Origin of the sequence: Microbacterium sp. SA156, from assembly GCF_049065455.1 — a bacterium.
Classification (GTDB): Bacteria; Actinomycetota; Actinomycetes; order Actinomycetales; family Microbacteriaceae; genus Microbacterium; species Microbacterium barkeri.
Genome location: NZ_JBAKGU010000004.1, coordinates 223,771 through 236,585, shown reverse-complemented (window position 1 = coordinate 236,585; position 12,815 = coordinate 223,771). Strand labels below are relative to the sequence as shown.

Annotated in this window: 11 protein-coding genes; 8 read left to right on the top strand and 3 right to left on the bottom strand. The window is 72.6% G+C overall.

Annotated features, from left to right (window positions below; translation table 11 throughout):
* Positions 1-6: 6 nt before the first annotated feature.
* Positions 7-2,001 carry a DNA helicase RecQ gene (gene recQ, locus ACOWU6_RS05890; RefSeq protein WP_421075049.1) on the bottom strand — a complete coding sequence of 665 codons (1,995 nt, stop codon included), beginning with the start codon at positions 1,999-2,001 and terminating at the stop codon, positions 7-9.
* Between the two features lie 86 nt (positions 2,002-2,087).
* Between recQ and ACOWU6_RS05885 the strand changes: the two genes are divergently transcribed.
* Genes ACOWU6_RS05885 through ACOWU6_RS05860 form a run of 6 tightly spaced genes read left to right on the top strand, consistent with a single transcriptional unit; the run spans position 2,088 to position 7,416 of the window.
* On the top strand, positions 2,088-2,426 hold the full coding sequence (locus tag ACOWU6_RS05885; protein ID WP_271173511.1) for a GNAT family N-acetyltransferase: 339 nt from the start codon (positions 2,088-2,090) through the stop codon (positions 2,424-2,426).
* Entirely contained in the window at positions 2,423-3,409 is a 987-nt protein-coding gene (locus ACOWU6_RS05880; RefSeq protein ID WP_271173510.1) for a pirin family protein, read from the top strand. Before ACOWU6_RS05885 ends, ACOWU6_RS05880 begins: the two co-directional genes overlap by 4 nt.
* 20 nt (positions 3,410-3,429) lie before the next feature.
* Positions 3,430-3,996, top strand: coding sequence for an ECF transporter S component (locus ACOWU6_RS05875; RefSeq protein WP_421075048.1), 567 nt, complete (start codon positions 3,430-3,432; stop codon positions 3,994-3,996).
* Between the two features lie 45 nt (positions 3,997-4,041).
* A complete protein-coding gene (locus tag ACOWU6_RS05870) occupies positions 4,042-5,745 on the top strand; it encodes an ABC transporter ATP-binding protein (RefSeq protein WP_421075047.1) in 1,704 nt (567 codons plus the stop codon).
* Positions 5,742-6,554, top strand: a complete 813-nt coding sequence (locus ACOWU6_RS05865; RefSeq protein WP_421075046.1) for an energy-coupling factor transporter transmembrane component T — start codon at positions 5,742-5,744, stop codon at positions 6,552-6,554. Before ACOWU6_RS05870 ends, ACOWU6_RS05865 begins: the two co-directional genes overlap by 4 nt.
* 22 nt (positions 6,555-6,576) lie before the next feature.
* Positions 6,577-7,416, top strand: a complete 840-nt coding sequence (locus tag ACOWU6_RS05860) for a siderophore-interacting protein (RefSeq protein WP_324012809.1) — start codon at positions 6,577-6,579, stop codon at positions 7,414-7,416.
* A 10-nt stretch (positions 7,417-7,426) separates the two neighbouring features.
* Here the strand turns inward: ACOWU6_RS05860 and ACOWU6_RS05855 are convergent, their stop codons facing one another.
* Positions 7,427-8,410, bottom strand: a complete 984-nt coding sequence (locus ACOWU6_RS05855; protein WP_421075045.1) for a M15 family metallopeptidase — start codon at positions 8,408-8,410, stop codon at positions 7,427-7,429.
* Positions 8,411-8,516: 106 nt separating this feature from the next.
* Between ACOWU6_RS05855 and ACOWU6_RS05850 the strand changes: the two genes are divergently transcribed.
* Complete coding sequence (locus ACOWU6_RS05850) at positions 8,517-9,572, top strand: Rv2578c family radical SAM protein (RefSeq protein ID WP_421075044.1); 1,056 nt, start codon at positions 8,517-8,519, stop codon at positions 9,570-9,572.
* A 4-nt stretch (positions 9,573-9,576) separates the two neighbouring features.
* On the opposite strand, the gene ACOWU6_RS05845 is transcribed toward ACOWU6_RS05850, so the two are convergent.
* Complete coding sequence (locus ACOWU6_RS05845) at positions 9,577-10,494, bottom strand: aldose 1-epimerase family protein (protein WP_421075043.1); 918 nt, start codon at positions 10,492-10,494, stop codon at positions 9,577-9,579.
* A gap of 105 nt (positions 10,495-10,599) precedes the next feature.
* Between ACOWU6_RS05845 and ACOWU6_RS05840 the strand changes: the two genes are divergently transcribed.
* Complete coding sequence (locus tag ACOWU6_RS05840) at positions 10,600-12,810, top strand: MMPL family transporter (RefSeq protein ID WP_421075042.1); 2,211 nt, start codon at positions 10,600-10,602, stop codon at positions 12,808-12,810.
* Positions 12,811-12,815 lie beyond the last annotated feature (5 nt).

Below are 12,815 nucleotides of genomic sequence, written 5' to 3'. Positions count from 1 at the left end.
AGTCGCCTAATGCCGCGCAATGACGGCGAGCACGGCCTCGCCGTAGGCATCGCGCTTCTTGGCGCCGATGCCGGTGACGCCGTCGAGCTGCGACAGCGTCGTGGGGCGGATCTCCGCCAGTGCACGCAGGGTCGCGTCGCCGAAGACGATGTACGCGGGAACACCCTGCTCGCGCGCCGTCTCCGCCCGCCAGGCCCGCAGCGTCTCGAACAGGTCACGATTCTCGGGCGCGAGCGCTTCGGCCGCACTCGCCTTGCGCTGCGGCCCGCGCGACGCGCGCCCGATGACGTCCTTCCGCAGCGGCACCGCCGTCTCGCCTCGGAGCACGCCCGCGGACGCCGGGCTCAGCGCCAGGGTGCCGTACTCGCCTTCGGCCGCGAGCAGGCCTCGCGCGAGGAGCTGTCGGATGACGCTGCGCCAGTCCTGCTCGGAGAGGTCCTGCCCGATCCCGTACGTCGAGAGCGACTCGTGCCCGAACTTCCGGATGCGGTCCGTCGACGCCCCGCGCAGGATGTCGATGATGTGGCCCGCGCCGTACGACTGGCCGCGCTCGCGCTTCAGCCGCACGACCGTCGAGAGGAGCTTCTGCGCCGCGATGAGGCCATCCCACGTCTCGGGCGGTTCGAGGCACGTGTCGCAGTTGCCGCAGGGGCCCGACTCCTGCCCGAAGTAGCCGAGCAGATTCTGCCGACGGCACGAGACCGTCTCGCACAGCGCGAGCATCGCGTCGAGATGCTGCCCCTGGCGCTGCTGGATGGCGCGGTCGCCGTCGCTCTGCTGGATCATCCGCCGCTGCTGCACGACGTCACCCAGGCCGTATGCCATCCACGCGACCGACGGCTCGCCGTCGCGACCCGCGCGCCCGGTCTCCTGGTAGTAGCCCTCGACCGACTTCGGCAGGTCGACGTGCGCCACGAAGCGGACATCGGGCTTGTCGATGCCCATGCCGAACGCGATCGTCGCGACGACCACCACACCGTCCTCGCGGAGGAACCGCGCCTGATGCGCCGCGCGCATCCGCGCGTCGAGACCGGCGTGATACGGGATGGCGTCGATCCCCTGCTGGGCGAGGAACGCCGCGACCTGCTCGACGGACTTGCGGCTCAGCGCGTAGACGATGCCGGCCGATCCCTCGGGCTGCGAGCGGATGAACTGCAGCAGCTGGCGACGGACGTCGGTCTTCGGCTCGATGCGGTAGCGGATGTTCGGGCGGTCGAAGCTCGCGACGAAGTGCTTGGCCTCGGGGAGGCGCAGCCGCTCCGTGATCTCGCGATGCGTCTCGCGCGTGGCCGTGGCCGTCAGGGCCATCCGCGGAACGCCGGGGAAGCGCTCGGCGAGCCCGCCCAGCGCGAGGTAGTCGGGCCGGAAGTCATGGCCCCACTGGCTCACGCAGTGAGCCTCGTCGATCGCGATCACGCTGAGCGCTCCGCGCGCGAGCAGTGCGAGAGTCTGCTCGCCGTTCAGCCGCTCTGGTGCCACGTAGAGCAGGTCGAGCTCACCCGCGAGGTACGCGCGCTCGACCGCGGCGCGCTCGTCGGGCGCCTGCGTGGAGTTGAGGTACGCGGCCCGCACGCCGTTCGCGCGCAGCGCGTCGACCTGGTCGTGCATGAGTGCGATGAGCGGCGACACGACGAGCCCCGTGCCCTCGCGCACGAGCGCCGGCACCTGGTAGCAGACGCTCTTGCCGCCACCGGTCGGCATGAGCACGACGGCATCGCCGCCCGCGATGACCTGCTCGACGATCGCCTCCTGATCGCCGCGGAACGACTCGTAGCCGTAGACCGTGCGCAGTGCGTCGATCGCGCGGGGGAAGCGGGATGGCGCGGCCTGCGGCGCGCGGGACGGCTCGCGGGGCGCCCGGGGCGCGTCATCCGGCGGGATCCATCCCTCCGGCGGGCCGTCGTCGTACGGCTCCTCCGGCGGGACCCAGCTGTCGTCGTCGGGGATGCGCGCGACGATCCACGGATCGCCCTGGGGGTCGCTCTGCAGATGCGCGGGCATGCCCTCGAGTCTAAAGACGACCCGCGACATCCGGCCCCGGCGCCCGGGATCTGCCCTAGCGTGGAAGCCCCAGGAAAGGAGCGTCCATGAGCGATCTCACGGTCACCCGGAACGACGAGCTGAGCAGGTACGAGCTTCACGACGGCGAAGCAGGCGTCGTCGCGGGCTACGCGGAGTTCGAGCAGGGAACGGGCCGGATCCGGTTCACGCACACGGTCGTGGAGCGCGAGTTCCGGGGCCGCGGGTACGGCGAGATGCTCGCGTCCGACGCCCTCGCCGATGTGGCCCGCCGCGGCGACACGATCATCCCGCTGTGCCCCTTCATCGCGAAGTACCTCAAGGAGAACGAGGTCTCCGGCGCGGTCGTGCAGTGGCCCGACGGCACGCCGCACGACGCCGCGACCCCGGGAGAGCAGCCGGGATGACCCGGCTCGACGCCGGCGTCGAGGAGAGCGGCTCGACCCGGTGCGACGGCCCGCGGGCCGTGCTCCTCGCCGCGCGGGAGGTCCCGCTGGGCGGGGTGCGTGCGATGGAGGTGCACCGCTCGCTGCCGCAGCGCGAGCTCCCGACGGTGGGCGCCTGGTGCTTCCTCGACCGCTTCGGTCCGCAGGAGGCCGTCATGCGCGTCGACCCGCATCCGCACATCGGGCTCCAGACGGTGACCTGGCCGCTCGTCGGCGAGGTGCACCACCGCGACAGCATCGGCAGCGACGTCGTCGTCCGCCGCGGCTCGCTCAACATCATGACCGCGGGGGCCGGCATCTCGCACTCGGAGTACTCGCTCGGCGAGGGCGCTGTGCCTCTGGACGCCCTGCAGCTGTGGGTCGCGCTCCCCGAGGAGCGCCGCCACGGCGGCCCCGCGTTCGAGCGGCACGACCGCCTGCCGACCCTGTCGCTCCCGACCCGCGACGGCGACGCGGCACAGGCGACCGTCGTGGTCGGCGAGCTCGCCGGCGTCGCCTCACCGGCGACCATGCACACGCCCATCGTCGGCGCCGAGATCTCGCTCCCGCCCCGCTCTCGCGTGCGCGTTCCGCTGCAGCACGAGTGGGAGCACGCCGTCGTCGGCATCGAGGGCGACCTCCGAGTCGTGACCGGTTCCGACCTCGATGAGACGCCCGTGCGGGCGCAGGATCTCCTCTACCTCGGCGTGCACCGCGACGAGATCGAGCTCGCGACGGAGGAGGGCGCCCTGCTGTTCCTCATCGGCGGCGAGCCCTTCCCCGACGACATCGTCATGTGGTGGAACTTCGTGGGGCGATCGCACGACGAGATCGCCGTCGCGCGCGAGGAGTGGGAGGCGGCGGGGGCCCGCTTCGGCGCGGTCGAGGGCCATCCGCCCGAGCAGCGCATCCCGGCCCCTCCCCTGCCGAACGTCCGCCTGACCACTCGGCGCCGTCGCATCTGAGCGGACTTAGGCTGGGCTTCGTGCCCCGCAACTCCGCCCTGTCCACGCGCGTCCTGCTCGTCTGCGCCGCGATCGGGGTCGCGACCGGCGCTCTCGGCGGCATCGAGGGATGGCTCGTCACGCCGGTGCTGGCCGGGGCGCCCATCATCTACGGGTTCCTCCTCGGCGTGCACGTGCTCCCGGGCATCGTCGCGCAGGAGCTGCTCCGGATGCCCTGGGTCGCCCTTCTCGCGCACGTGCTCGCCGCGCTCGTGAGCGCCGCGGTCGCGCCGCCGTTCACGCTCCAGTTCCTCATGACGGCGCTGCTCTTCGGCGGTCTGCAGGAGGGTGTCGCCGCACTGTTCCGCTATCGCGCGTGGTCGTGGTGGCGCTTCCTCCTCTCCGGTGCGGCGATCGGCGTCTTCGTGGCGGTCATCGTCGCACTGGCCGCCGACATCGCCGCCCTTCCCACCTGGGCGCAGGTCGCCTACCTCGCGCTCTCGGTGCTCGGGCCGCTCGCCTGGACGCTCGTGGGCCTCGCCGTCGGCGCCGGCCTCCGACGCGCCGGCGTCGCGACGCCACGGAGGCAGCCCGCGCGGACCCCGTGAGCCGACAGACCGCTCACTCAGGTTAGGTAAGGCTAAATTGGTGGGGTGACCCCCGCCGACGACGAGCCGCTCCTGCGCGTGCGCGAGGTCTCGGTCGCCTACCCGGAGAGCGAGCGACGCGCACCCGACGGCGTGACGTTCGAGGTCCGGCGCGGCGAGGTCGTGCTCGTCCTCGGACCGAGCGGCTCGGGCAAGTCGACGCTCGCGCTCACGCTCGACGGGCTCATCCCGCACGCGATCGACGCCGATCTCGCCGGCACGGTCGAGGTCGACGGCATCGACACCCGCGACAGCTCGCCGGCCCGGCTCAGCACGCGCGTGGGCATCGTGTTCCAGGATCCCGACGCCCAGATCGTCACCGCGACCGTGCTCGACGAGGTCGCGTTCACCCTCGAGAACCTCCTGCTCCCCGTCGACGAGGTGCTCTCCCGCTCCGAGGCGGCCCTGCGCCGCGTCGGGCTGTGGGAGCAGCGCGACCTCGACCCCGATGCCCTCTCGGGCGGCGGTCGCCAGCGCCTCGCGATCGCGTGCGCACTCGCGGCGCGCGCCGACGTCGTCGTCCTGGACGAGCCGACCGCGAACCTCGATCCGCAGGGCGTCGCCGACGTGTACGAGGCGCTGCACGATCTCGTGTCCGCCGGAGACCGGGCGATCGTGCTCATCGAGCACGATCTCGACGCCGCGGTCGCCCTCGCGACGCGCGCGATCGTGCTCGATGCCTCCGGCCGGCTCGCGTTCGACGGACCGGTGGTCGAGGTCCTGCGCACGCGGGTCGACGCACTCGAGCGGATGGGCGTCTGGCTCCCGTCCGCTCTCATCGCGGCACGCCGCCTCGAGCGGCAGGGATGGCGGTTCGACGCCCTGCCGCTCACTCCCGATGAGCTCGCGTCGGCGCTCGACGGGCAGGAGCCGCCGTCGGGCATCGCACCGTCCCCCGCCGCGACCACCCGAGGTGTCGAGGCTCGCGGCACCGCCGTGAGCGTGCGCGGTCTCACCGTCCGCCGGGGCGGCGCCGTCGCCATCCGCGACGTCGACCTCGATCTTCCCGCGGGGTCGTTCACGGCCGTCGTCGGCCCGAACGGCGCAGGCAAGACCACGCTCGTGCAGGCGATCGCGGGCGTCGTCGCCCCGCCGAAGCGGAGTGTGAGCGTGCAGGGCCTCGATGTCGGGCGCGCGTCGGCACGCGAGATCTCCGCGCGGGTGGGCTTCGTCTTCCAGAACCCCGAGCACCAGTTCATCGCGCACACGGTCTTCGACGAGCTCGCGCACGGGCTGCGCATCCGGCGGGTTCCCGAGCCCGAGATCCGAGAGCGCGTCGCCGACATGCTCGAGCGCTTCGGCCTGTCCGCGTATGCCGACGCGCACCCGTTCCGCCTCTCCGGCGGGCAGAAGCGGCGCCTGTCGGTGGGGACCGCCCTCATCACGGCGCCCAGCGTGCTCGTGCTCGACGAGCCGACCTTCGGCCAGGACCGCGCACGCGCCGAGGAGCTGCTCGGCATCCTCACGCGCCTGCACGAGGCGGGGACGACCGTCGTCATCGTGACGCACGACCTCTCCGTCGTCGAGCAGCACGCGACGCACGTCGCCGTCGTCGCCGACGGCACGGTCGTCGGGTTCGGCACGGCGGCGGATGCGCTCGACGACGCGGGGCTGCTCGCGCGCGCCGGTCTGCGCCCGCCGCCCCTGCGGCGCGTGCTCGCAGCGCACCCCGCGGCAGCGACCGCGCTCGAGGCGGAGGTGCCCGCGTGACGATCGCCTCGTCCTCGGTCGCGCGCACCGCGCCATCCGTCCGCCGCCGCCCTCCCCTCCTCGCCCTCAATCCGCTCGCGAAGATCGCCGCCCCGCTGCCCGCGATGGCGATCGTGCTGCTGAGCCGCGACCTCGCGACTCCTGCCGCCTTCCTCGCGCTCGCGTGCGCGCTCGTCCTCGCGGGCGCCCGCCTCACGCGACGCGTCGCGCTCCTGCTCGGCGTCGCCCTGCCCGCGATGGTGCTCGCGGTCGGCGCGGGGTTCTCGATCTGGACCGACGCCGCGAGTGTCGCGGGAACGCCCGTCGTCGCGGAGATCGGCGGATGGCGGCTGCACGCGGGAGCGCTGGCCGTCGGCTTCGCGACGTCGCTGCGCCTCGCGGCGCTCCTCGCCCTCGCGCTCATCGGCGGCGCGACGACCGAGGGGCCCGATCTCGTGCGCGCCGCGATCCGGACGCTGCGGCTGCCGTACCGCATCGGCTACGCGGCGCTCGCGGCGTACCGGTTCGTGCCCAGGTTCCGGCACGAGCTCGAGCTCATCCGCGCGGCCCACCGCGTGCGCGGGCACCACGGCGGCCGGGGCCCGCTCGCGGCAGTGCGACGCGGATTCGGCACCATCGTGCCGCTGCTCGCGGGAGCCATCCGGCATGCCGAGCGCGTCGCTCTGGCCATGGATGCGCGCGCGTTCGGCGCCCATCCCACGCGCACCGAGCGGCACGTCGTGCTCTGGCGCACCCGCGACACCGTCTTCGTCCTCGCCTTCTGGGCGTGCACCGCCCTGCTCATCGCGCTCATCCGCCCGTTCGGCTGACGCCCCGACCCGAAGGAACGCCATGGCCGTCGCCAGCCGACTCGTGAAGCCCGAGACGCAGGAGCTGCTGCGCCTGACCGTGCTGCGCACGCAGCGACTCTCCCCGCACTGGATGCGCGTCACCCTCGGCGGCGGCGACATCGCGCGCTTCCGCCCGATGGGCTACGACCAGTGGTTCCGGATCTTCCTCCCCGTGCACGGGGAGGCGGGGCTCGAGCGGGTGCCCGCGAAGGCGAACCGCCTCTTCGGGTACCTGAAGTTCCTGCGGATCCCCGAGGGGATGCGGCCCGCGATGCGCAGCTACACCGTGCGCGCGTTCCGCCCCGCGGATGGCGCGGCGGGCGCCGAGCTCGACGTCGACTTCGTCGTGCACGAGGCTCCGGACGGCTCGATGGGCCCCGCGCCGAGCTGGGCGGTCGCCGCGCAGCCGGGCGAGGACGTCGCGATCATCGACGAGGGCCTCGTCTTCCATCCCGAGCGCGGCACCGATCGCGTGGTGCTCGTCTCGGATGAGACGGGGGCGCCGGCGATCGCCGGCATCTGCGCATCGCTCCCCGCCGACGCGACCGGCCTCGCGATCATCGAGGTGCCGTCGCACGACGACGCGCTCCCCTTCGCGCACCCCGAGGGAGTCGCCGTGCACTGGGTCATCCGCGAGGATCCGCACGCCCGCCCGGGCGCCGCCGCCCTCGCGGCGCTGCGCGATGCCGCGCTCCCGACCGAGCGCTTCCACGCCTTCCTCGTCGGGGAGCAGCAGCTCGCCACCGGCGCGCGACGGCTCCTCGTCCACGAGCGCGGCGTCGACAAGGCCGATATCGGCTTCTGCGGATACTGGCGGGTCGGGGCCGGCGCGGGCGGGTGACCGAAGCCGCTCAGTCGGCGTAGTCGGGCGCAGCGGGGAGCCCGAAGAACTCCTCGAGCGTGTGGTAGCCGCCCTCGTGATAGGCCTGCGCGAGCTCGACCCCGATGTAGCGCAGGTGCCACGGCTCCGGGTTGTAGCCGGTCGTGTCGGTGTGGCCGCTCTCGTAGCGGACGATCCAGCCGTGCCGCCACGCGTTCTCGACGATCCAGTCACCCTGCGGCGTGCCGGCGATGTCGTAGATCGTGCCGCAGCTGCCCGACGTGCAGGCCACGACGTCGGCGGCGAGACCGAGCTGGTGCTCGCTGAAGCCCGGGCGCGCGGAGATCGCCTCGGCGCCCTCCTCTCCGAGCGCGCCGATCTGCCCCTGGAACGTGCTGACCTGGGTCTGATACGAGCGGTACCCGCTCTGGAGCGCCACGTCCCCCGCGCCCGATGCGGCGGCATCCGCGACGAGCGCGTCGAGCGCGGCGGCCGCATCCGGCCGCAGCCCGCCGCCGACGAGGCTCCGCGTGCCCGCGGGCACCATCACCTCGGGGGCGTAGTCGATCGGGTTCACGGGCCGCTGCTTGTTCACGACGACCCAGGGCTGCGTCGGGTCGTCGAGGCGGATGCACGAGGCGCCCTCCGCCGCCGCCTCGCGGAACTCCTCCGCTCCGCCGAACGCGGCGATGACCGCGGCGGCGTCTCCGGCCGCCGCTGCGGCGGGCGACGCGCACGGATCCTCCGCGACGACCACCTCGAACTGCGGCACGGGAAGCGACTCGATCGAGCCGGGAGGCGTCTCGACGGGCGCCGGCGACGCCGTCTGCGCCGACGACGCGTGCGCGGGGCGCTCGTCGTGGGCGACCGACCAGACGACACCCAGGACGCACGCGGCGACGACGCCCGCCGCGGTCGCGAGCACGACGAGGCCGCGCCCCGAGAGCAGCCGCGACGGCCGCGCCGCATGTCGCGCGACGAGCCCGCGGCGCCGTGCATAGCGCCCGTTCGTCATGCCCCCATTGTCGCGGACCCGACCCTGACGATCCTCCGACTCCCCGGATCGAACTTCTGTCCAGTATGGACTTGACATCATTTTCGGATATCTGTTCTATGAAGGGATGAGGTGGCAGGGGCAGCGTCTGGGTGCGGTGGACGCATCGGCACTCCCCGGTCTCGACCGCGTCGACGCCGGAGTGCGGACCGTCACCACACCCGAGTTCGCGGGGATGACGTTCCACGAGGTGATGGCCAAGTCGGCGCTGAACCACGTTCCCGGACCGAGCTCGATGCCGTTCGACTGGACGATCAACCCGTATCGGGGCTGCAGTCACGCCTGCGTGTACTGCTTCGCTCGCGGAACCCACGAGTACCTCGAGCTCGACGCCGGGCGCGACTTCGACTCCCAGATCGTCGTGAAGGTGAATGTCGCAGAGGTGCTGCGGCGCGAGCTCTCCCGCCCGTCGTGGCAGCGCGAGCACGTCGCGCTCGGCACGAACACCGACCCGTACCAGCGGGCGGAGGGGCGCTATCGGCTGATGCCCGACATCATCGATGCGCTCGCGGAATCGGGGACGCCGTTCTCGATCCTCACCAAGGGGACGCTGCTGCGGCGAGATCTCCCGCAGCTCGCGAGGCGCAGAGCGGATGTCGACATCTCGCTCGCGATGTCGATCGCCGTCTACGACGATGCGCTGCAGCACGCGATCGAGCCGGGGACGCCCTCGGCGCAGGCCCGGCTCGACACGGTCCGCGCGGCGGCCGACTTCGGATTCCGGGTGCAGGTCTTCCTCATGCCGATCGTGCCGCACCTCAGCGACTCGGTCGAAGCGCTCGACGATGCGCTCGCGCGCGTGAAGGCGTCGGGAGCGCACCGGGTCGTGTACGGCGCACTTCATCTGCGACCCGGCGTCAAGCCGTGGTTCTTCCAGTGGCTGCAGCGCGAGCATCCCGACCTCGTCCCCGCGTATCGCGGGCTCTATCCCGGGGCGTCCGTCGAGGCACCGAAGGGGTACCGCACGTGGCTCGCACAGCGCATCCGCCCGCTCATCCGCGCGCACGGACTGAACGGCTATGCCGAGGAGGACGAGCCCCCGCGCACACGCGTCACGCCGCGCGCGGCACCGCGGTTCATCGAGACGCGCTCGGCTCCGGCGGCGGCGCCCACGCTGTTCTGAGCGCTCACCCCGAGTACGACACGCCCCACCGCAGCACCCACTCCTCGCCGGGCGCGAGCCACGTGAGCGCTCGACCGGAGTTGAAGGCGTCGGCGGGGGCGGTCATCGGCTCGATCGCGACGGCCAGGTCGCGCCCGGGATAGTTCTCGGTCGTGAAGACCTGCACGAAGCCGAAGCTCTCGTCCTGCCAGACGGTGAGCCGGCGACCGTCCGGCGCCGTCAGAGTCGTTCGGGCGAGCCCATCCTCCCCGCGCACGACGCCGCCGTAGGCCCGATCGAGAGCGACGTCGCCGAGGCGCACGCCGCCGCGGAGATCCGTCGCGTCGTCGACGTCGTGCTCGGCGACCGGCAGCATCCGGTCATCCACCTCGAACCAGGTCGTGCCCGGCGCGGCGATCACGAGGTCCGCCGTGTCGACGCCGCCGATCTCGAAGAACGGGTGAGTGCCGAGCGCGACGGGAGCCTCGGCGTCGCCCGCGTTGCGGACGCGGTGCGTCACCGCGAGCCCGTCGTCGACCAGGGTGTACGTCACACTCGCCGCGAGGGTGAACAGGTAGCCGTTCTGGGGATAGACCACGGCCGACAGCGTGGCCTCCGCCTCGCCCGCGACGATCTCATACGGCGCGAAGCGGAGCAGTCCGTGGCTCGCGTTGCCGTACTTCGGCTCCGAGATGGCGAGCTGCTCCGTGACACCGCGCTGCGACCACCGGCCGTCGCGGATGCGGTTCGGCCACGGCACGAGCACGATGCCCGATGCGGATGGCGTCCGCTCGCCTTCCGGGTACCGCGACACGAGGTCGACGCCGCCGACCGTCAGCGCGCGCAGCGACGCCCCGACCTGCGCGATCTGCGCGGTGACCTCGCCCGACGCGCCCTGTGCCCGGAGAACGACCTGCTCGCCGGTCGGATCGATTCGCTTCATCGTCGCTCCCTGCTTCTGCGGCCACCCGCCGCACCCCCAGTATCGCGCTCCGCGGCCGTCCGAGTTTGCTAGCCTGGCTAAAGACTTTCGCCGAACAGGAGCTCCATGCGCGACCGCCGCACGCCCGTCGACCTTCCCTCCGCACCCCGGGTCCAGACGGTGAGGCCGCAGGACGGCAGCACCCCGCGCGCACCGCGGTGGCTGCGCATCCTTCTCCCGGCGATCCTCATCCTTGTCTGGTTCGCGGCCGCCTCCATCGGCGGACCGTACTTCGGCAAGGTCGACGAGGTGTCGTCGAACGATCAGACGACGTACCTGCCGGAGAGCGCCGACGCGACCGCCGTGCAGCAGCGCCTGTCCGACTTCACGGACGGCGACGCGATCCCCGCCGTCGTCGTGTTCTCGTCGGATGAGCCCCTCGACGGCGATGCCCTCGCCGCGATCGACGACCGGCTCGCCGCCGCGGCCGACCTGCCCGCCGTCGACGAGGTGTCGCCGGCCATCCCCTCGGAAGACGAGCTCGCGGCGCAGGCGTTCGTGCCCGTGTCGTCGGAGGCCGATCTCGGGGAGGCGATCTCCGAGCTCGGGAGCACGCTCCGCGACGGACTCCCTGACGGGGTCGAGGTCCACATCACGGGCCCGGCGGGCTTCTCGAACGACCTCGTGTCGGCGTTCGCCGGCATCGACGGCATCCTGCTGCTCGTCGCGCTGCTGGCCGTGCTCGTCATCCTCGTGATCGTCTACCGATCGCTCCTCCTGCCGCTCGCGGTGCTGTCGACGAGCCTCTTCGCGCTGTGCGTCGCGCTGCTCACCGTGTGGTGGCTCGCCAAGGCGGGCGTCCTGCTGCTGAGCGGGCAGACGCAGGGCATCCTCTTCATCCTCGTCATCGGGGCCGCGACCGACTACTCGCTCCTCTACGTCGCCCGCTACCGCGACGAGCTCATCCACGAGGAGCACCGCTGGACCGCCTCGATGCGCGCGCTGCGCGGGTCGTTCGAGCCGATCCTCGCGTCGGGCGGCACCGTGATCGCCGGGCTCCTCTGCCTCCTCCTGAGCGACCTCAAGTCGAACAGCACCCTCGGCCCGGTGGCCGCCATCGGCATCGTCTTCGCGATGCTCTCGGCGCTGACGCTGCTGCCCGCTCTGCTGTATGTGTTCGGGCGGGCGTCGTTCTGGCCCCGCCGCCCGGTCTACGCGCCGAACGCGCCGTCGGCCGCCGTGCCGTCGCGCGGGCTGTGGGCGCGTGTCTCGCGTCTCGTGGAGCGACGGCCCCGACTCATCTGGATCGTCACGGCGCTCGTCCTCGCGGCGGGATCGCTCGGCTTCACCCAGTTCCAGGCGTCGGGCGTGCCGCAGTCCGAGCTCGTGCTCGGCTCGTCCGAGGCGCGCGACGGGCAGGCGGTGCTGGGCGAGCACTTCGCGGCAGGCTCGGGCAGCCCCGTGTACGTCGTCGTCGCGGAGGACGACCTGCAGGCCGCGGCCGACGTGCTCCTCGCCGAAGACGGGATCGACGGCGTGGCCGTGTCGGCCGACACCGACAGCGGCACGGCGCCCGTCACGGAGGACGGCGTCACGGCATTCGGCCCTCCCGGAACGCCCGCGCCCGCGCCGACGGTGGCGGATGGCGATGTGCTGCTCCAGGGGACGCTCGCGGATGCCGCCGACTCGGCCGATGCGGAGCAGACGGTGCGCGACCTGCGCGCGACCCTCGAGGACGCCGTTCCGGGTGCGCTCGTCGGAGGCGTCACGGCGACCGACGTCGACACGAACGACGCCTCGATCCACGACCGCAACCTCATCATCCCGGTGATCCTCGCGGTCATCCTCGTGATCCTCATGCTGCTGCTGCGCGCCATCCTTGCGCCCGTGCTGCTCATCCTCACGACCGTGCTGTCGTTCGGAACGGCGATGGGCGTCTCGGCGCTCGTCTTCAACGAGCTCCTCGGCTTCCCGGGCGCCGACCCCGCGGTGCCGCTCTACGGGTTCGTCTTCCTCGTCGCGCTCGGCATCGACTACAACATCTTCCTCATGACGCGCGTGCGCGAGGAGTCGCTCGCGCACGGGACCCGCGACGGCGTCCTGCGCGGTCTCGCGATCACGGGCGGCGTCATCACGTCGGCTGGCCTCGTGCTCGCTGCGACGTTCACGGCGCTGTCGGTGATCCCGGTGCTGTTCCTCGTGCAGCTCGCGTTCATCGTCGCGTTCGGCGTCCTGCTCGACACGTTCGTCGTCCGGTCGCTGCTCGTGCCGGCGCTCGCATACGACATCGGCCGTGCCGTCTGGTGGCCGTCGAAGCTCAGCCGCGGCGAGCGCTGACCGGA